We start from the raw sequence: 17,560 nt of genomic DNA on the forward strand, positions 1-17,560 counted from the left end.
TTATATTAGATTTAGATCAATGATCTGCCTGAAGATGGCTGCATATTAACCTTCAGGACCACCCCGATGCTGCCCAGCCTGTTTATCTCCCATGGCTCTCCCATGCTGGCACTGGAACCGGGTGCCAGCGGCCCGGCACTTGCGCGCCTGGCGGCGCAACTGCCGCGCCCCAGAGCGATCGTCGTGATGTCTGCGCACTGGGAAACCACCGAACTGCGCGTGACAAGCAACCCGCACCCACCCACCTGGCACGACTTCGGCGGCTTTCCGGCCGCCTTGTATGCCGTGCAGTACCCTGCCCCCGGCGACCCACAGCTCGCCGAACAGGTAAGGCAACGGCTCAATGAAGCCGGGCTGCCCACAACACTCGACGCCAAGCGGCCTTTCGACCATGGCGCGTGGGTGCCCCTGTCGCTGATGTACCCGGCGGCGGACATACCGGTGGTGCAGGTATCACTGCCCAGCCAGCAAGGCCCGGCGTACCAGCAACAGGTAGGCCAGGCACTGGCGGCCCTGCGCGAGGAAGGCGTGCTGCTGATCGGCTCCGGCAGCATTACCCACAACCTGCGCGAACTCGACTGGCATGCCGGCCCCGAGAGCGTAGAGCCCTGGGCACTGGCGTTTCGCGACTGGATGATCGACAAGCTGGCTGCGGGCGACACGCCGGCCCTGCATGACTATCGCCGGCAGGCGCCGTTTGCGGTGCGCAACCACCCGAGCGACGAGCACCTGCTGCCGCTGTACTTTGCCCGCGGCGCGGGCGAGCGGTTCGCGATCGAGCACCAGGGCTTTACCCTGGGAGCACTGGGAATGGATATCTATCGGTTCGACTGAGGCGGCAGCCCTTTCCCCGGCAAGGCCGGCCCCTACAAGCGAAACAGGCCGCCCAGGCAAAAAAAATCCCCGAACCAGTCGGGGATTTTTCATTTCACTCGAAGATCAATCTTCGCGATAACGACGCAGCTTCAGCTGCTTGCCGGCAACGCGAGTGTCCTTGAGCTTGGTCAGCAGCTTCTCGAGGCCATCTTCCGGCAGCTCGACCAGGCTGAAGCTGTCGCGCACCTGGATGCGACCGATCGCTTCGCGGGCCAGGCCGCCTTCGTTGAGGATCGCACCCAGCAGGTTCTTGGCCGCGATACCGTCACGCGCACCCAGCGCGGTACGGCAACGTGCACGACCTTCACCCAGTGGCATCGGCGCGCGACGCTCACGCTCGCCACGCTCGGAGCGCTCACCGGCAGGACGATCACCACGCGGGGCCGAAGTCGGCACCAGCGGCTGCTCTTTCTCGACGGCTTCCAGGGTCAGCGCCTGGCCATTGGTGGCCTTGCGCAGCAGGGCCGCGGCCAGGGCACGCGGGCTGCAACCGATGTCGGCAGTCAGGCGGTCGAGCAGATCACCGTGGGTAGCTTCTGCATCGGCAACCAGCGGCGCGAGGCTGTTGGTGAGCTTCTTGATGCGCGCGTCCAGTACGGCCTGGGCGTTGGGCAGACGAACTTCGGCAACCTTCTGGCCGGTCACACGCTCGATCACCTGCAGCATGCGGCGCTCACGCGGGGTGACCAGCAGCAGTGCACGACCTTCGCGACCGGCACGGCCGGTACGGCCGATACGGTGAACGTAGGACTCCGGATCGTACGGCATGTCGACGTTGAACACGTGGGTGATGCGCGGTACGTCCAGACCACGGGCAGCGACGTCGGTAGCGACGACGATGTCCAGGCGACCATCCTTGAGCGAGTCGATGACGCGCTCACGCTGGTTCTGGGCGATGTCACCGTTGAGCGCGGCAGCCTTGTAGCCTTTGGCTTCCAGGGCGCTGGCCAGGTCCAGGGTGGCTTGCTTGGTACGTACGAAGGCGATCAGTGCATCGAACTCTTCGACTTCCAGCAGGCGCAGTACCGCCGAGACCTTCTGGTCGGCGTGGACCATCAGGTGTGCCTGCTCGATGGCAGTCACGGTCTGGGTCTTGGTCTGGATCTTGACGTGTTTCGGGTCACGCAGGTGACGCTCGGCGATCGCACGGATCGACTGCGGCAGGGTGGCCGAGAACAGTACGGTCTGGCGGGTTTCCGGCATGGCCTTGAAGATGACTTCCAGGTCGTCCATGAAGCCCAGCTTGAGCATTTCGTCAGCTTCGTCGAGCACCAGGTGATTGACGGTAGCCAGCACCTTCTCGTCGCGACGCAGGTGGTCGCACAGACGGCCAGGGGTAGCGACGACGATCTGCGCGCCGTTACGGATTGCTTTGAGTTGTGGGCCCATCGGGGCACCACCGTATACCGCTACCACGGTAACGCCCGGCATCTGCTTGGCGTAGGTTTCGAATGCGGTAGCTACTTGCAGCGCCAACTCACGGGTTGGCGCCAGGATCAGGGCTTGCGGCTCGCGCTTGCTCGGGTCGATGCGGTGCAGGATTGGCAGAGCGAAGGCAGCGGTTTTACCGGTACCTGTCTGCGCCTGACCGATCATGTCATGACCGGCAAGAATAATCGGGATCGATTGCTGCTGAATGGCCGATGGCTCTTCGTAGCCAGTGGCGATAACGGCGGCAACAATACTTGGATGAAGATCGAGAGCGGCGAAGCCGCCGGTTTCCTGGGTCATGGGTCTGCCTCTAAGTGCATCCGCAAAGACCCATGCTCCAAAGCTGCACATGCCTTGTAAGACCCGAAGGTCACCCTGGCAGCTTTGTCGGCGGGGATTTGCGAAAACGATTGAAGAAAAAAAGGAACGTCAAGGCAGAGTCCGCGGTGCGGACGCGCAGCCGAAGCTGGCTTCGGGGAATTGCACTACCTGAACGAGGTCCGGTAAAAGACCGGCGCGTACTATACCCGATTTCCTGCATCGCGTGAGACTTTTTTACAGGGAAGAGAAGCCCGGAGGCCTCGAATCGACAGCCCTTGCCGATGATCGAGGCCCACGCGTCTGTTGGCGGCGCGGCCGGAGCTGAAACGTTTTATTCAAGATGCCGGTCGGATCACCTCGATCAGGCGCTGCAGGGAGTAGCCCAGGCGCGGTTCAAGAGCCCGGGCGCGCGCGGTGAGCGCCTCCCGGTCGAGGGTCTGGTCGAGGTCGGCGGGCACCAGCAGGATGACGTTGCCCTCCTTCACCGGCAGCTCCCAGTAATGGCGGTGATACAGCCCGCGCAACAGCGCAGCGCCCAGCGGCTTGCCGTCATCGGTGGCCCACTGGTTGATGACCAGCCAGCCGCCGGGGTTAAGGCGCTTCTGGCAGTCTTCGAGAAACTTCCAGGCCAGGTGGCCGACGCCGGGCCCGTGGTCGGTGTAGAGGTCGACGAAGATCAGGTCGGCAGGCTCGGCCGTCTCCAGCAGCTCGACCGCATCACCCACGCGGATGTACAGGCGCGGATCATCGTCCAGCCCCAGGTACTCGATGGCCAGGCGCGGCACCTCGGGACGCAGCTCGATGGCCTCCACGTCCTCCAGGGGCAGGAACTTCAGGCAGGCCTGGGTCAGGGTACCGGCACCCAGGCCGAGAAACAGCGCACTTTCAGGCTCGCAGTGGCACAGCGCGCCCACCAGCATGGCGCGGGTATAGTCGTACTCCAGCCAGCTCGGGTCGGCAGTGAATACGCAGCTCTGCTCGATGGCCTCGCCAAACTCGAGAAAGCGGTAGTCCTCGACTTCCAGCACGCTGATGGTGCCGAACTCGTCGTGCACCTGCGCCAGCAGCCGCTCTACCCGTTCCTCTGTCATGCTCTCTCCCGACACCTGCATGTGCCCAAGCAAAAACGACCATTGTCCGTCAATACAGGCGATGCAACAAGGCAGGGTCCAGGTGTTAGCATGTTCACAGCCCTTTTCCGATAGAAACCGAGCCTGTGATGAGCCAACCCTGGAGTCCCGATAGCTGGCGTGCCCTGCCGATCCAGCAGCAACCGCACTACCCCGATGCAGCGCACCTGCTCAAGGTCGAGCAGACCCTGGCCAGCTACCCGCCGCTGGTGTTCGCCGGCGAGGCGCGCGAGCTGCGCCGCCAGTTCGCCGAAGTGACCGAAGGCCGTGCCTTCCTGCTGCAGGGCGGCGATTGCGCCGAAAGCTTTGCCGAGTTCTCGGCAGCGAAAATCCGCGACACCTTCAAGGTGCTGCTGCAGATGGCCATCGTCATGACCTTTGCCGCCGGCTGCCCGGTGGTCAAGGTGGGGCGCATGGCCGGGCAGTTCGCCAAGCCGCGCTCGTCCAATGACGAAACCATCGGCGAGGTGACCCTGCCGGCCTACCGGGGCGACATCGTCAACGGCATCGGCTTCGACCCTGCCAGCCGCGTGCCCGACCCGGAGCGCCTGCTGCAGGCCTATCACCAGTCCACCGCCAGCCTCAACCTGCTGCGCGCCTTCGCCCAGGGTGGTTTCGCCGACCTGCACCAGGTGCACAAGTGGAACCTGGACTTCATCGCCAACTCGGCGCTGGCCGAAAAGTATAGCCAGCTGGCCGACCGCATCGACGAGACCCTGGCCTTCATGCGCGCCTGCGGCATGGACAGCTCGCCGCAACTGCGCGAAACCAGCTTTTTCACCGCGCACGAGGCGTTGCTGCTCAACTACGAGGAAGCCTTCGTGCGGCGCGACAGCCTGACCGGCGACTACTTCGACTGCTCGGCGCACATGCTCTGGATCGGTGATCGCACCCGTCAGCTGGACGGCGCCCACGTGGAGTTCCTGCGCGGGGTGAACAACCCGATCGGGGTCAAGGTGGGCCCGAGCATGAACACCGAGGAGCTGATCCGCCTGATCGACATCCTCAACCCGGCCAACGACCCGGGCCGGCTCAACCTGATCGTGCGCATGGGGGCCAACAAGGTCGGCGAGCACCTGCCGGGGCTTATCCGCAGCGTCGAGCGCGAGGGGCGCAAGGTACTGTGGAGCTCCGACCCGATGCACGGCAATACCATCAAGGCCAGCAGCGGCTACAAGACCCGCGATTTCGCGCAGATCCTGGGCGAGGTCAAGCAGTTCTTCCAGGTGCACCAGGCCGAAGGCAGCCATGCCGGTGGCATTCACATCGAGATGACCGGTCAGAACGTCACCGAATGCATCGGCGGCGCCCGGCCGATCACCGAAGACGCGCTGTCGGACCGTTACCACACCCACTGCGACCCGCGCATGAACGCCGACCAGTCGCTGGAGCTGGCGTTCCTGATCGCCGAAACGCTCAAGCAGGTACGGCGCTGACACCTGCACGGCCCTCGACGGCCGTGCCGGCTCGACCCGCGGCGGGCTTCAGACCCTGAAGCCCAGCATCAACGCGCACACCACCAGAAACACACAGAACAACGAGCGCAGGACCTTTTCCGGTAGCGCATGAGCCAGCTTCACGCCCCAGCTGATACTCAGCAAGCCGCCCAGTGCCAGTGCGATGCCCATGTTCCAGTCCACATGCTGGTGCAGCCCGTAGGTCAGCAGCGTGACCGAGGTACTGGGCGCCGCCAGTGCCAGCGACAGGCCCTGGGCAACCACCTGGGTGGTGCCGAACACACTGGTCAGCACCGGTGTGGCGACCACCGCGCCCCCTACCCCGAACAGCCCGCCGACCACACCGGCACCCCCGCCCAGCACACCCAGCCAGGGCCAGGGCTGGCGCAACTCGGTCGAAGGCGGCGCGTTGCGAGTGAACATGCGCACCAGGTTCCACACCGTCAGCGCCACCAGAAACACCACGAAGCCGACGCGCATGGCCTGTGCATCCAACCCCACTGCCCAGATCGAGCCGAGCCAGGCGAACACGAAGCCGGCCAGCGACAAGGGCAATGCATGACGCAGCTCGATGCGATTGCGCTGGTGATAGCGCCACAGCGCCAGCAACACGTTCGGCACCACCATCACCAGCGCGGTGCCCTGGGCCAGTTGCTGGTCAAGGCCGAACAGCACGCCCAGCACGGGGATCGCGATCAGGCCGCCGCCGATCCCGAACAGCCCGCCCAAGGTACCCAGCCCTGCTCCCAATACGATGTACATCAACCACTCGACCATGTTCGCCTCTCTGCTCTGCAATAGCGCCATGCTACCGATGGCGGGCTAGCGGGGAAACGCACAGCAACGCACAATGGCTGTGCCCAATTCGCACAAGCAATCACCATGACCCCGGACGCCCTCACCCAACACCTGAGCCTGTTTCTCGATGTGCTCGAAAGCGGCAGCTTTTCTGCCGCGGCGCGGCGCCACCCGCTGACCCCTTCGGCGGTGGCCCGACGCATCGATACCCTGGAGGCCGCCGTGGGCAGCCGCCTGTTCGTGCGCAGCACCCATGCGGTACGCCCCACGCCCGCCGGCAATGCATTCGCCGAACGCGCCCGGCGTATCGTCGAAGAACTGCGTCTGGCCCGCGCCGAGGCCGTGTCGCTGAGCAATGCACCGGAGGGCCTGATCCGCATCGATGCGCCTTCGGCGTTCGGCCGCCGCCACCTGGCACCGGCCATCGCCGATTTTCTGGTGGCGTACCCGGGCCTGGATGTACAACTGCGCCTGATCGACAGCTTCGTCGACCTGCAGGGCGCGCACCTGGGCGAAGTCGACCTGGTGCTGCGTGCAGGCCCTCTGGCCGATACCCGGCTGGTGGCAACACCGCTGGCGTACATGGTGCGCATTGCCTGCGCCAGCCCCGCCTACCTGCAGGCCCGCGGCGTGCCTGCCAGCCCCTGCGACCTGCCAGAGCACGACGGGCTGGACTGGGATGGCCTGGCCCCACCCTTCGCCTGGCGCTTCGCGGTGGACGGGCAGATGCGTCTGCTGCGCCCCTCGCGCATGCGCATGAGCGCCAACAACGCCGAGACCCTGCTGTTCGGCGCCCTGGCGGGCCTGGGCATCGCGCACCTGCCCACCTGGCTGATCAGCGAGTACCTGCTGCGCGGCGACCTGCTGCCGCTGTTCTGCGAGAACGGGCTGCCCCCGGCCGAAACCAGCGGTGTCTATGCATTGCGCCTTGAACATGAAACGAACTCTCGCAGCCGTTTGCTGCTCGAATTCCTCAAGAGCCGCTTCAGCCCCATCCCTCCCTGGGACCTGGCACTGCAGAGCGAGCTGCGCTGGCAATAGCGCGCATAGCATGCGCGCCACCATTTCATGGACCAGATAGAAAGGAGCCGCATGAACGCCACCTCCAAAGCGCCCGTTTACGATGAGCTGCTGCTCGACAATCAGGTGTGCTTCGCCCTGCACTCCACATCACTGCTCATGACCAAGGTGTACAAGCCACTGCTGCAGGCACTGGGCCTGACCTACCCGCAGTACCTGGCCATGCTGGTGCTATGGGAGCAGGACGGGCTGACCGTCGGCGAAATCAGCCATCGCCTGCTGACCGACCCCGGCTCGCTCACGCCCTTGCTCAAGCGCCTGGAAGCCGAGGGCCTGCTCAAGCGCACCCGCAGCCGCGAGGACGAGCGCGTGGTGATCGTGCAACTGACTGCCCAGGGGCGTGCCCTGCAAGCACAGGCACGCTCGATCCCGCCGTGCATCCTGGGCGCCAGCGGCCACTCGCTGGAGCGCCTGCAACGCTTGCAGGCCGAGCTGCTGGCGCTGCGCGACAACCTGCAGAACAGCCTCTGACGGCGCCGCAGCTGCGCAGGCAGGGCATAAAAAAACCCGGCCTTGGCCGGGTTTTCGTGTTCGCGCAGATCGCCAGGTTTAAACCTTGGCGCGGCCCTTGTAGGAGCCACCTTCGCGGGTGTCGATCTCGATCCAGTCACCGATCTCGATGAAGTCGGCAACCGACAGCTCGGTACCGTTCTTCAGTTTGGCAGGCTTCATGACCTTGCCGGAGGTATCGCCACGGGCGGAACCTTCGGTGTAGTCGACCTGACGCACGATGGTGGTCGGCAGCTCTACGGAAACCAGGCGGTCTTCGAAGAATACGGCTTCGCATACATCGGTCATGCCTTCTTCAACGAAAGGCAGAACGCTTTCGATGTCTTCGGCGTTCAGCTCGTACATGGTGTAGTCGGTGGTGTCCATGAACGTGTAGGTGTCGCCGCTGATGAAGGACAGGGTCGCTTCTTTGCGGTCGAGGATCACGTCGTCCAGCTTGTCGTCGGCGCTGTAGACGGTTTCGGTCTTGTAGCCGGTCAGCAGGTTTTTCAGCTTGGTCTTCATGATCGCGCTGTTACGGCCCGATTTGGTGAATTCAGCTTTCTGAACCAGCCAAGGGTCGTTGTCGATACGGATCACGGTACCGGGTTTCAGCTCTTTACCAGTTTTCATTGCGAGATATCCGAATTTGGATGGATTTACAAAAATCGAGGCCGCATATCATAGCGAATTTCGACAAAACTGTACCAGCGCCGTGGCAAGGTCCGGCTGAGCGGCCTGCGCGGCGCACCAGCGCTCGGCGTGGGCGCTCAGTTCCGGCCAGTGCGCCAGCAGCTCGCGCCACGCCTGGCCCATGTCGCGATCCATGTTCCAGGCCCGCCACAGCGCCACCAGCGCGGCGGCTGCCGGGGCCGACAGGCCCTGGGTGTAATGGTCCAGAAAGGCCTCGAGCTTTTCCCAGTGGGCGTACTCTTCCTGCACATAGATATGCCACAGCAGTGGCCGCCCGGCCCACTGAGCACGCACGAACGAGTCCTCGCCGCGCACCGCATTGAACTCGCAGCACCACAGCAGCCGATCATAGTCATCCTGGCTGACGAAGGGCAGGATCTGCACCGTCAGCGCCCCACGCTGCGTCACACTGCCCACCCCCAGCCCGCTCTCGCCCAGCCAGGCCTGCACATCCCCCAGGATGCGCCCCTCGGGCACCAGCAGGTGACTGGGGCGGGTGTCGGCGGCCAGCACATCGAGCCAACTGGCCAGGCCCGGGTTCTCATAGGCGAACAACGAGATCAGCCGTGCACCCTCATGCACCCTCACGCCCAGGCCGCGCAGGAATGCCTGACGGGCCTGCGGGTCGTCTTCGAACGCCTTGCGCCGCGTCAGCAACGTGGCTTCGCGCAGCAACCCGCCGGTACCGGGCGTGAACCCCGGAAAGAAGAACACCTTGCGCAGGCCATTGGCCTGGGGCGACGGCAGGCCGTGGCAGCCTTCCACCCAGCCCTCGGCGCTCAGGTACTCCAGGTTCAGCCACACTGCCGGCACGGTGCGGTCCCGCATGGCCTGGACATAGGCCGCTGGCAAGTGGCAGCCGAAGGCGCCGATCACCACGTCCGGAACTGCCGTCGGCTGCCAGTCGGCCGGCCACAGGCACACCTCGACGCCTTGCTGCCATTGCTGCCGGGCCTGGGCGTCCGCCTCGGGGCACAGGCGCACGAAGGCCGCCAGTTCATCCACCCACAGGCGCACCGCCACGTCGTGTTCGGCCACCAGTTGCCGGGCCAGGCGCCAGGTGACGCCGATGTCGCCATAGTTGTCGACGACGCAACAGAAGATATCCCAGGTCGGTTTCATGGCAGGCACCTCGCGTTGAGCCGGAAACAAAAAGCGCCGATTGTCCGGGTTAATCATTGCAGACAACAGTAGCGAGGCTGAATAAAACCCGCGCTGCATGCGACAATCGCCGCCATTGTCCTGGCCAGGAGGCTGCCATGTCGTACCGTGCGCGTCGCCGTGAACTGAAAATTTCGCAAAACCCGCTGCAACTGATCCTGTGCGTGGCCATCGGCCTGTGGCTGGGTTTCGTCGCCATCATGTTGACCCTGTGGCTGGGCTGGCAGTACCTGCCCGACCTGCGCCAGCCACTGCACGAGGTGATCGCCCCGCCCGCGCCGGCCGTGGCGCCGCAGCAGTCGCCGGAGCAGAACCGCATGTTCGAGCAGTACAAGCAGATCCTGCACGATCAGGCGGTGCAGCAGGCCGAGGAGCAGGCCCAGGGCAGCCCGCGCAACCTGTCCAACCCCAGATGCCAGTTCTGGCTGCAACAGAACCGTACCGCCCCCACCGAGAAAAGCCGCGCCAATGTCCTTGAGTTCTGCAACTGAGATGAACAAGACCGACCTGCTGGCGCGCATCATCGAGCGCCTGGGCGTCGACCTCGACGTGGCGCAACGTGCTGCGCAGACCGCGTATGAGGCGGCCACTGCCGAGGAGAACATCGCCGAGAACAAGTACGACACCCTCGGCCTGGAAGCCTCGTACCTGGCCACCGGGCAGGCCCGGCGCATGGAGGAGATTCGCCAGGCACGGCTGGCGTACCAGCAACTGACCCTGCGCGACTACGACCCCGAGGCCGGCGTGCAACTGAGCAACCTGGTGCTGCTGGCCGACGAACAGGATCGCCAGCAGCGCGTGTTCCTGGGGCCGGAAGCGGCAGGGCTGAAAATCGGCGAAGGGCAGGCGCTGATCACGGTGATCACCCCGCGCTCACCTTTGGGGCAAAGCCTGATGGGCAAGCTCGAGGGCGACGAGGTGGTGCTGGTACTGGGCAATGGGCGCCAGGTCTACGAACTGGTGGAAGTGCTCTGAAGCACTTCGCTGGCTTGCCAGCAAAGAGGCTGCCACGGCTAATGGCTTGCCCTTGCCGCCAGGTTCTGCTCCAGCAACTGGACGAAGGCCCGCGCCGCCGGCGTCGGGGTGGTCGACCAGATCGCGTACAGGTGGCGCACCGGGGCATCGCACACCGGTACTGCGGCTACGCCCTTGAAGCCTGCGGCGATCCTTGCCGGCACCAGCCCCAGGGCCAGGCCACGCTGCACGAACTTCTCGATCAGGCCGATACTGCCCACCTCGAACTGCACCCGATGACGCACCCCTGCGGCGGCAAATGCCTCGTCGGTCTGTCGACGCGCGCCGCTGCCAGCCTGGAAGTCCACCAGAGGCTGGTCTTCCAGTTGCTCCAGCGCCAGACGCCCGATGCCTGCCAGCGGGTGCTGCAGCGGCAGCACCGCCACCAGCTCCTCGGCCGCCAGCAGGCGCGACGCCACCCCCTCCAGCGGCTCCCCCGGCCAGACGCCGATGAACGCCACATCCAGGCGCCGTTCGCGCACATCGGCAATCAGCAGCTCGCTCTTGCCGATCAGCCAGCGAATGTCCACCTGCGGGTACTGCCCGTGAAAACCGGCCAGCAGGTCCACCAGGTCCAGCTCGGTCAGCGAGCTGATCTCGCCGATGGACAAGCGCCCGCGCACTTCGCCACAGGCTGCGGCCACGTCCTCGGCGATGCGCCGGGTGGCCTCCAGCGCCGTGCGTGCGCTGAGCACGAAGGCTTCGCCGGCAGGTGTAAGGCGCACCCGGCGCGAGCTGCGCTCGAACAGCAAGGTGCCCAGTTGCGACTCCAGGCGCGCCACCTGATGACTCAAAGCCGACTGCACCACATGACAACGTTCGGCCGCACGGGTGAAACTACCGGTATCGGCCACCGCCAGCGCGTATTCGATCTGCTTGAGGTTCATCTTTCCATCTGCATAAGAGATTGATGGGATCTAAACGATTCATTGGCGTCATGCTAGCGCATTTTCGATAATGCACTCCCCTTCCCCCCTGACAACGAGACGGTCCATGGCCCCCGCCACAACTCACCTGAGCCGCGCCCTGATTCTGCTGATGGCCACCGCCACCGGCCTGGCCGTGGCCAGCAACTACTATGCGCAGCCCTTGCTGCACAGCATCGCTCAGCATTTCGGCCTGACCACCGCCACCGCCGGCAGCATCGTGATTGCCGCCCAGCTGAGCTACGGCGCCGGCCTGTTGCTGCTGGCGCCGCTGGGTGACCTGTTCGAACAACGCCGCCTGATCGTCAGCATGATCGCCATCGCCACGGTCGGCCTGCTGATCAGCGCCTTCGCCCCCAGCCTGATGTGGCTGCTGATCGGCACCACCCTGACCGGGCTGTTCTCGGTGGTGGCGCAGGTACTGGTGCCGATGGCCGCCGGCCTGAGCGACCCGTCCGAGCGCGGGCGAGTGGTCGGCACGCTGATGAGCGGTCTGCTGCTGGGCATTCTGCTGGCGCGCACCGCTGCCGGGTTCATGGCGACCCTGGGTGACTGGCGCAGCATCTACCTGCTGGCCGCTGCGCTCATGGCCCTGAGCGCCATCGCCCTGGCCAGGGCCCTGCCCGAGCGCCACCAGCACGCCGGGCTCAAGTACCCCGCACTGATCGGTTCGGTGTTCCGCCTGTTCGTGGATGAGCCGGTGCTGCGCCTGCGCTCGTTGCTGGGGCTGCTGTCGTTCTGCCTGTTCGCGCTGTTCTGGACACCCCTGGCGTTTCTGCTGGCAGCCGAGCCTTACCACTACTCAGATGCAGTGATCGGGCTGTTCGGCCTGGCCGGTGCTGCCGGCGCGCTGGCCGCCAACTGGGCCGGGCGCCTGGCCGACCGCGGCAAGGGCTCGCTGGGCACCACCGTGGGGCTGCTGGCCCTGGTGCTGGCCTGGGTACCGCTGGCCTTCGCCCAGGTGTCGCTCGCCGCCCTGCTGATTGGCGTGCTGGTGCTCGACCTGGCGGTACAGCTGGTGCACGTGAGCAACCAGAACGCGGTGATCGCCCTGCGCCCCGAGGCGCGCAACCGACTCAATGCCGGGTACATCACCTGCTACTTCATCGGTGGCGCACTGGGCTCGCTGTTGGGTACGCAGTTGTTCCAGGCCCACGGCTGGAACGGCATCGTGGTGGCGGGGCTGGTGATCGGCGGCGTGGCGCTGGTGGTGTGGCTGTGGGTGGAGCGCCGCTCGGCTCAGGTGAAGGCCGCGTAACGGCGTTCGCCAGCAAGGCTGGCTCCTACCCGCAGGCCCCCTTCAGGTAACATGGCGCCCCGCCTGCCGGCGCGCCTGTTGCTGGCCTTCAAGGAACCTGCGCATGACCCTGCACCACCCTCGCCTGCCCCTGGGGCTGCTGAGCCTCGGCCTGGCCCTGAGCTCGTCCACCACCCTGGCCGACAGCGGCATCACCCTCGCGCCCCTGAGCGTGTCCGATGTGCTCGAGGACGGCTACCAGCCACGCCAGGCCTCGGTGGCCGGCTTTGGCGCGGCGCCGTTGCTCGACACCCCCGCCTCGGTGTCGGTGTTCACCGAACAGTTGCTGCAGGACCGCCAGGTGCGCCTGCTCAGCGAGGTGCTGCAAAGCGATGCCTCGGTCGGCGAGAGCTATGCGCCCATCGGCTACTACGAGAACTTCAACGTGCGCGGCTTCGAACTGGACGCCGCCCACAGCTACACCATCAACGGCCAGACCATCGCCGGCGAGCAGAACGTGGCGCTCGAGAACAAGCAGCAGGTCGAGTTGCTCAAGGGGCTGTCGGGCCTGCAAAGCGGAGTAGCCGAACCCGGCGGGCTGATCAACTATGTGACCAAGCGCCCGCAGGACATCCGTTCGCTCACGGTATCGAGCACGGCCCTGGGCGAGCGCTACATCGCCACCGACCTGGGCGGCTGGTTTGGCAGCGAACGCCAGTTCGGCCTGCGCGCAAACCTGGCCCATGAAGATATCCGCTCCTACGTCGACCATGCCGACGGCCAGCGCGACTTCGCTTCGCTGGCCTTCGACTGGCAAGTGAACCCGGATGCGCTGCTGCAACTGGATGTCGAGTACCAGCAGCGCGAGCAGCGCTCGGTGCCCGGCTACCAGTTGCTCGGCGGCAACCGCCTGCCCCACGGCATCGACCCCGACGATCGCCTGGCCTATCAGCACTGGGCCAAGCCGGTGCAGATCGACTCGCTGAACCTGGGCGGTCGCTTCGAATACCGCTTCAGCGACACCTGGACCGGCAGCGTGAGCGCTTCGCGCAGTCGCGTGGTGATCGACGACTACAGCGCGTTCGCCTGGGGCTGCTACGGCGCGGCGAGCTGCGCAGGCTCGAAGGTGCCGAACTACTTCAGCCCCGAGGGCGACTACGACATCTACGACTACCGCAGCCCGGACGATACCCGGCGCACCGACGAGGCACAAGTCACTCTCAACGGCTTGTTTGCCCTGGCGGGCCTGGAGCACGAGCTGACGGTCGGCAGCAGCGCGCAACGGCGCACTGTCGACCAGCGACCGACGTTCAACGAGTGGATCGGCAGCGGCAACATCTACCAGCCTACGCCGGCACTGGAGCCCTTCGACGGCAGCCCGGGCCACCGCGAACGCCGCCTCGACAGCCGCCAGTACGGCCTGTTCGCCAGCGACCGGATCAGCTTCGACGAACACTGGCAGACGGTACTCGGTGCGCGCGTTGTACGCCTGGACGAGCAGGCCTTTGGTGAAGACGGCAACCTGCGCCGGCATACCCGGCAATATGAACTGCTGCCCAACGCCGCACTGATCTACAAGCCGCGCGCGGACATTTCGCTGTACGCCAGCTACAGCAAGGGGCTGTCGTCGGGCAATGCCGCGCCGTGGTTCACGCTCAACAGCCAGGACATCCTGGCCCCCACCACGTCACGCCAGCTCGAACTGGGTATCAAGCGTGAATGGCAGCGCATGAGCCTGAGCGCGGCGCTGTTCCAGCTGCGCCAGGGGTATCAGTATGCCCAGCCGGACGGCAGCGGTGACTTCACCTACGTGCAGCAGGGGCAGCAGAAGAACACTGGCCTGGAGCTGGCGGCCAGCGGCTGGGTAACGTCGAACCTGCAGATCAACGCCAGTGCCGCGGCCATTCGTGCACGGGTCGGCGGCAGCGGCACGCGGGCGTACGACGACCATCAGGCGCTGAATGTGCCGAACCTGCGCGCGGCGCTGCAGGCCGACTACAGCCTCCCGGGAGTACCGGGGTTGGCGCTGCTGGGTGGGGCGCGCTACAGCGCGAGCAAGTATGCCAACCAGGCAGGTACGGTGGCGGTGGGTGGCTATGCGGTGTTCGACATTGGCAGCCGCTATCGCACGCGCATCGGCGGGTATGACACGGTGCTGCGCCTGACAGTGGATAACGTGTTCGATCGGCGCTACTGGAGGGACGCGGGGGAATATCTGGGCGACGGCTACCTGTTTCAGGGCGCGCCGCGAACTGCGCGGGTGTCGGCTGCTGTGAGCTTCTGAGAATGCGTTCGCCGGCAAGGCCGGCTCCTGCACAGGCGTTCGCCTTGCCTGCAGAAGCCAGCCTGGCTGGCGAACAGCGCGCCGCCGATCAGAACGGCTCGCTGCCCTCGCGGAACTGCACTTCCAGTATCCCGGCGATTTCGCTCAGGTCGGCCGCCGCGGCCGGAGTGGTGATGAAGCCGCTGTAGCAGTCCTCCAGCGTCGACCAGTTCCACAGCACCAGGCCCTGCTTCTGAAGCTCGGCATGGGCCAGCACCATCAGTTGCGACACGCTGTGGTTTTCCAGGAAGTCTTCATCTTCCGGGTCATCCACGCCAAAGGTCACCTGGGCGTCACGTGCTTCTGCCAGTTGCTGGACGCTTTGCACGAACGACTCGGTGTCCTTCCAGTCGACGTAGAACACCGACTCCCAGTCGGCGATGTCCTTGACCATCCACATCAGTTGCTTGGGATCGTCCTCGAACTCTTCGATGTCATCCTCGTCCAGCTCCAGCTCGCGAAACGCCTGAAGATGCTCGGCGGCCATTTCGGGCGTGGGGCTGACAAGAGCAATCAATTGCTCGGCGGCAAGAATCTGCTGTTCGGAAAAGCACTCTGCAAGCATCTGAAACTTCCTTTTCAATGGCCCAACAAAAAGCCCCCGGACTCTTTCAAGTTCGGGGGCTCTTCGCGTATCTGAATATGGCGGTGAAGAAGGGATTCGAACCCTTGATACAGTTTCCTGTATACACACTTTCCAGGCGTGCTCCTTCAGCCACTCGGACACTTCACCGGTTCTCGCCAAGCTGTTCAGCCTGTCGAGGCGCGCTAATGTAGTCGAAAGCACTTTGAATGGCAAAGGTTTTTTTCAGAATATTCATGCGCTTAAGCCAGCAGTGGCAAAGCTGCCAATCTCTGGCGTGGTTCGGCTGTGGTCCATGCACGAAGCCCGTGGTGCCGGGGCCGGCGTGCTGCGCCTGACTCATCGGTCAGCCTTGGTGCTTTACCTGACCGCGGCAGCTGGGTAACGTCAGCCCCACTCCACCTAAAGGAACTCTGTCATGAGTGAGCTGGTTACCTACCAACTGGAAGACGGCATCGCGACGCTGACCCTGAACAACGGCAAGGTCAACGCCATTTCACCGGACGTGATCGCAGCCTTCAACGATGCACTGGACCGTGCCGTGCAGGATCGCGCCGTCGTCATCCTCACCGGCCAGCCGGGCATCCTCTCCGGTGGCTACGACCTCAAGGTGATGACCTCTGGGCCACAGGCCTCCATCGCGCTGGTGACCGCCGGCTCGACGCTCTCCCGGCGCCTGCTGTCGCATCCGTTCCCGGTGATCGTCGCCTGCCCTGGCCACGCCGTGGCCAAGGGTGCATTCCTGCTGCTGTCGGCCGACTACCGCATCGGCGTCGAAGGCCCGTTCCGCATCGGCCTGAATGAAGTGCAGATCGGCATGACCATGCACCACGCCGGCATCGAGCTGGCGCGTGATCGCCTGCGTCGCTCGGCCTTCCACCGCTCGGTCATCAATGCCGAGATGTTCGACCCGGCCAGTGCCGTGGATGCCGGCTTCCTCGACAAGGTGGTGCCGGTGGAGCAGTTGCACGCAACCGCCCTGGCAGCGGCGCAGCAACTCAAGACCATCAACATGAACGCGCACAAGAAGACCAAGCTCAAGGTGCGCAAGGCGCTGCTGGACCTGCTGGACGACGCGATCATTCGCGACCAGGAACACCCGGTCTGATAGCGGGTCGCGTCATTCGCCGGCAAGGCCAGCTCCTGCAGGGGACGCAACCGTTGCAGGAGCCGGCCTTGCCGGCGAAGCTTTAAGTTTGCCCCGGGCTGTGCACAACCGTACACTGCGCCGCGTTTTGTCCGGGGTTAACCACAATGCTGTTTCTGATCCGCATGCCCCTCCTGGGCCTGCATTTTGTTCTGGTAGGCATACTGGGTGTGCTCATCGGCCTGTGTCGGCCTTTCAACCCCGACAACAGCCGCGTGTTCGCGCGCCTGTATGGCTGGCCCGCCACCTGGCTGATGCGCCTGCAGGTACAGGCCGAAGTCGGCCCGCTGTTCGACCAGCCCCCGGGCTGCGTGATCGTGGCCAACCACCAATCCAACCATGACCTGTTCGTGCTCGGTCACGTGGTGCCGCCGCGCACGGTGTGCATCGGCAAGAAGAGCCTCAAATGGATCCCCCTGTTCGGCCAACTGTTCTGGCTGGGCGGCAATGTGCTGGTCGATCGCAGCAACGCCTACCAGGCCCGACGCGCCATGCAGACCACCACCCGCACCCTGCAGGAACAGGACACCTCGATCTGGGTATTCCCCGAGGGCACGCGCAACGCCGGCGATCGGTTGCTGGCCTTCAAGAAGGGCGCGTTCCACATGGCCATCGAAGCCGGCGTGCCCATCGTGCCGGTGTGCGTGAGCCGCTACGCCAGGCGCCTGAACCTCAACGGCTGGCGCAAGCAGAAGGTGATCATCCGCTCGCTGGCGCCGATCTCCACCACCGGCATGACCCACCAGGATGTTCCCGCCCTGGCCGAGCAGTGCCGCGAACAGATGCAGCGCTGCATCGACCTGATGGAAAAAGAACTGCAGGCCAGCCGCGCAGTTGCCGATTTGTCGTAGTCATACCAAGCTAGGGGCATGACAACGGGGGAAAGGCACAACC

The 17,560-nt window shown here is 64.9% G+C and carries 17 protein-coding genes, 1 tRNA gene and 1 pseudogene; 10 read left to right on the plus strand and 9 right to left on the minus strand.

Going from position 1 to position 17,560, the window contains the following annotated elements; translation table 11 throughout:
- Window positions 1-66 precede the first annotated feature (66 nt).
- Window positions 67-834, plus strand: coding sequence for a DODA-type extradiol aromatic ring-opening family dioxygenase (locus tag B4I46_RS21570; protein WP_286901778.1), 768 nt, complete (start codon window positions 67-69; stop codon window positions 832-834).
- Between the two features lie 105 nt (window positions 835-939).
- Here B4I46_RS21570 and B4I46_RS21575 read toward each other — a convergent pair.
- Both B4I46_RS21575 and B4I46_RS21580 read right to left on the minus strand, forming a co-directional pair.
- Window positions 940-2,641: pseudogene (locus tag B4I46_RS21575) on the minus strand (DEAD/DEAH box helicase).
- Window positions 2,642-2,963: 322 nt separating this feature from the next.
- Window positions 2,964-3,719, minus strand: coding sequence for a spermidine synthase (locus B4I46_RS21580; protein WP_043862738.1), 756 nt, complete (start codon window positions 3,717-3,719; stop codon window positions 2,964-2,966).
- Between the two features lie 128 nt (window positions 3,720-3,847).
- Here B4I46_RS21580 and B4I46_RS21585 point away from each other — a divergent pair, with 128 nt between their 5' ends.
- Entirely contained in the window at window positions 3,848-5,194 is a 1,347-nt protein-coding gene (locus B4I46_RS21585; protein WP_054915827.1) for a class II 3-deoxy-7-phosphoheptulonate synthase, read from the plus strand.
- A gap of 48 nt (window positions 5,195-5,242) precedes the next feature.
- Here B4I46_RS21585 and B4I46_RS21590 read toward each other — a convergent pair whose 3' ends face one another.
- Window positions 5,243-5,992, minus strand: a complete 750-nt coding sequence (locus B4I46_RS21590; protein ID WP_043862736.1) for a sulfite exporter TauE/SafE family protein — start codon at window positions 5,990-5,992, stop codon at window positions 5,243-5,245.
- Between the two features lie 105 nt (window positions 5,993-6,097).
- Between B4I46_RS21590 and B4I46_RS21595 the strand changes: the two genes are divergently transcribed.
- Together B4I46_RS21595 and B4I46_RS21600 are read left to right on the plus strand one after the other, a co-directional pair.
- Window positions 6,098-7,054: a LysR family transcriptional regulator gene (locus B4I46_RS21595; RefSeq protein WP_054915829.1), complete on the plus strand. Its 957-nt coding sequence runs from the start codon at window positions 6,098-6,100 to the stop codon at window positions 7,052-7,054.
- A 51-nt stretch (window positions 7,055-7,105) separates the two neighbouring features.
- Window positions 7,106-7,564, plus strand: a complete 459-nt coding sequence (locus B4I46_RS21600) for a MarR family winged helix-turn-helix transcriptional regulator (protein WP_043862734.1) — start codon at window positions 7,106-7,108, stop codon at window positions 7,562-7,564.
- 78 nt (window positions 7,565-7,642) lie between these two features.
- Here B4I46_RS21600 and B4I46_RS21605 read toward each other — a convergent pair whose 3' ends face one another.
- Window positions 7,643-8,215, minus strand: coding sequence for an elongation factor P (locus B4I46_RS21605; RefSeq protein ID WP_043862733.1), 573 nt, complete (start codon window positions 8,213-8,215; stop codon window positions 7,643-7,645).
- Window positions 8,216-8,263: 48 nt separating this feature from the next.
- On the minus strand, window positions 8,264-9,397 hold the full coding sequence (gene earP / locus B4I46_RS21610; protein ID WP_213606066.1) for an elongation factor P maturation arginine rhamnosyltransferase EarP: 1,134 nt from the start codon (window positions 9,395-9,397) through the stop codon (window positions 8,264-8,266).
- A 137-nt stretch (window positions 9,398-9,534) separates the two neighbouring features.
- Between earP and B4I46_RS21615 the strand changes: the two genes are divergently transcribed.
- Window positions 9,535-9,927 (plus strand): hypothetical protein, encoded by a 393-nt coding sequence (locus B4I46_RS21615; protein WP_043862731.1) that lies wholly within the window; start codon window positions 9,535-9,537, stop codon window positions 9,925-9,927.
- A gap of 1 nt (window position 9,928) precedes the next feature.
- A complete protein-coding gene (locus B4I46_RS21620) occupies window positions 9,929-10,411 on the plus strand; it encodes a GreA/GreB family elongation factor (protein ID WP_043862730.1) in 483 nt (160 codons plus the stop codon).
- 38 nt (window positions 10,412-10,449) lie between these two features.
- On the opposite strand, the gene B4I46_RS21625 is transcribed toward B4I46_RS21620, so the two are convergent.
- Window positions 10,450-11,337, minus strand: coding sequence for a LysR family transcriptional regulator (locus tag B4I46_RS21625; protein ID WP_286901784.1), 888 nt, complete (start codon window positions 11,335-11,337; stop codon window positions 10,450-10,452).
- Window positions 11,338-11,443: 106 nt separating this feature from the next.
- On the opposite strand from B4I46_RS21625, the gene B4I46_RS21630 reads away from it, so the two are divergent.
- Together B4I46_RS21630 and B4I46_RS21635 are read left to right on the plus strand one after the other, a co-directional pair.
- Window positions 11,444-12,634, plus strand: a complete 1,191-nt coding sequence (locus tag B4I46_RS21630) for an MFS transporter (protein ID WP_043862728.1) — start codon at window positions 11,444-11,446, stop codon at window positions 12,632-12,634.
- Between the two features lie 103 nt (window positions 12,635-12,737).
- Window positions 12,738-14,897, plus strand: coding sequence for a TonB-dependent siderophore receptor (locus B4I46_RS21635; protein WP_286901785.1), 2,160 nt, complete (start codon window positions 12,738-12,740; stop codon window positions 14,895-14,897).
- 88 nt (window positions 14,898-14,985) lie between these two features.
- Here the strand turns inward: B4I46_RS21635 and B4I46_RS21640 are convergent, their stop codons facing one another.
- The 3 genes from B4I46_RS21640 to B4I46_RS21650 all read right to left on the minus strand — a co-directional run bounded on the left by B4I46_RS21640 (window position 14,986) and on the right by B4I46_RS21650 (window position 15,862).
- A complete protein-coding gene (locus B4I46_RS21640) occupies window positions 14,986-15,501 on the minus strand; it encodes a DUF6630 family protein (protein ID WP_043862726.1) in 516 nt (171 codons plus the stop codon).
- 78 nt (window positions 15,502-15,579) lie between these two features.
- A tRNA-Ser gene (locus B4I46_RS21645) sits at window positions 15,580-15,669 on the minus strand.
- Entirely contained in the window at window positions 15,665-15,862 is a 198-nt protein-coding gene (locus B4I46_RS21650) for a hypothetical protein (RefSeq protein WP_143516616.1), read from the minus strand. The genes B4I46_RS21645 and B4I46_RS21650 overlap by 5 nt, the downstream gene beginning before the upstream one ends.
- Window positions 15,863-15,937: 75 nt before the next feature.
- Between B4I46_RS21650 and B4I46_RS21655 the strand changes: the two genes are divergently transcribed.
- Together B4I46_RS21655 and B4I46_RS21660 are read left to right on the plus strand one after the other, a co-directional pair.
- The gene (locus tag B4I46_RS21655) at window positions 15,938-16,627 is read left to right on the plus strand and encodes a crotonase/enoyl-CoA hydratase family protein (protein ID WP_043862725.1); all 690 of its coding nucleotides are present in this window, start codon (window positions 15,938-15,940) and stop codon (window positions 16,625-16,627) included.
- Between the two features lie 146 nt (window positions 16,628-16,773).
- Window positions 16,774-17,517 carry a lysophospholipid acyltransferase family protein gene (locus B4I46_RS21660; protein ID WP_043862724.1) on the plus strand — a complete coding sequence of 248 codons (744 nt, stop codon included), beginning with the start codon at window positions 16,774-16,776 and terminating at the stop codon, window positions 17,515-17,517.
- Window positions 17,518-17,560: the final 43 nt, after the last annotated feature.

The organism is Pseudomonas sp. UBA7500 (assembly GCF_002478435.1).
GTDB lineage: Bacteria > Pseudomonadota > Gammaproteobacteria > Pseudomonadales > Pseudomonadaceae > Aquipseudomonas > Aquipseudomonas palmensis.

Coding starts and splice junctions, on each gene's coding strand:
- B4I46_RS21580 (WP_043862738.1), bottom strand. CDS start 3,719: ATGACAGAGGAACGGGTAGAGCGGCTGCTGGCGCAGGTGCACGACGAG.
- B4I46_RS21630 (WP_043862728.1), top strand. CDS start 11,444: ATGGCCCCCGCCACAACTCACCTGAGCCGCGCCCTGATTCTGCTGATG.
- B4I46_RS21615 (WP_043862731.1), top strand. CDS start 9,535: ATGTCGTACCGTGCGCGTCGCCGTGAACTGAAAATTTCGCAAAACCCG.
- earP (WP_213606066.1), bottom strand. CDS start 9,397: ATGAAACCGACCTGGGATATCTTCTGTTGCGTCGTCGACAACTATGGC.
- B4I46_RS21570 (WP_286901778.1), top strand. CDS start 67: ATGCTGCCCAGCCTGTTTATCTCCCATGGCTCTCCCATGCTGGCACTG.
- B4I46_RS21660 (WP_043862724.1), top strand. CDS start 16,774: ATGCTGTTTCTGATCCGCATGCCCCTCCTGGGCCTGCATTTTGTTCTG.
- B4I46_RS21605 (WP_043862733.1), bottom strand. CDS start 8,215: ATGAAAACTGGTAAAGAGCTGAAACCCGGTACCGTGATCCGTATCGAC.
- B4I46_RS21585 (WP_054915827.1), top strand. CDS start 3,848: ATGAGCCAACCCTGGAGTCCCGATAGCTGGCGTGCCCTGCCGATCCAG.
- B4I46_RS21625 (WP_286901784.1), bottom strand. CDS start 11,337: ATGAACCTCAAGCAGATCGAATACGCGCTGGCGGTGGCCGATACCGGT.
- B4I46_RS21635 (WP_286901785.1), top strand. CDS start 12,738: ATGACCCTGCACCACCCTCGCCTGCCCCTGGGGCTGCTGAGCCTCGGC.
- B4I46_RS21590 (WP_043862736.1), bottom strand. CDS start 5,992: ATGGTCGAGTGGTTGATGTACATCGTATTGGGAGCAGGGCTGGGTACC.
- B4I46_RS21620 (WP_043862730.1), top strand. CDS start 9,929: ATGAACAAGACCGACCTGCTGGCGCGCATCATCGAGCGCCTGGGCGTC.
- B4I46_RS21655 (WP_043862725.1), top strand. CDS start 15,938: ATGAGTGAGCTGGTTACCTACCAACTGGAAGACGGCATCGCGACGCTG.
- B4I46_RS21640 (WP_043862726.1), bottom strand. CDS start 15,501: ATGCTTGCAGAGTGCTTTTCCGAACAGCAGATTCTTGCCGCCGAGCAA.
- B4I46_RS21650 (WP_143516616.1), bottom strand. CDS start 15,862: ATGAGTCAGGCGCAGCACGCCGGCCCCGGCACCACGGGCTTCGTGCAT.
- B4I46_RS21595 (WP_054915829.1), top strand. CDS start 6,098: ATGACCCCGGACGCCCTCACCCAACACCTGAGCCTGTTTCTCGATGTG.
- B4I46_RS21600 (WP_043862734.1), top strand. CDS start 7,106: ATGAACGCCACCTCCAAAGCGCCCGTTTACGATGAGCTGCTGCTCGAC.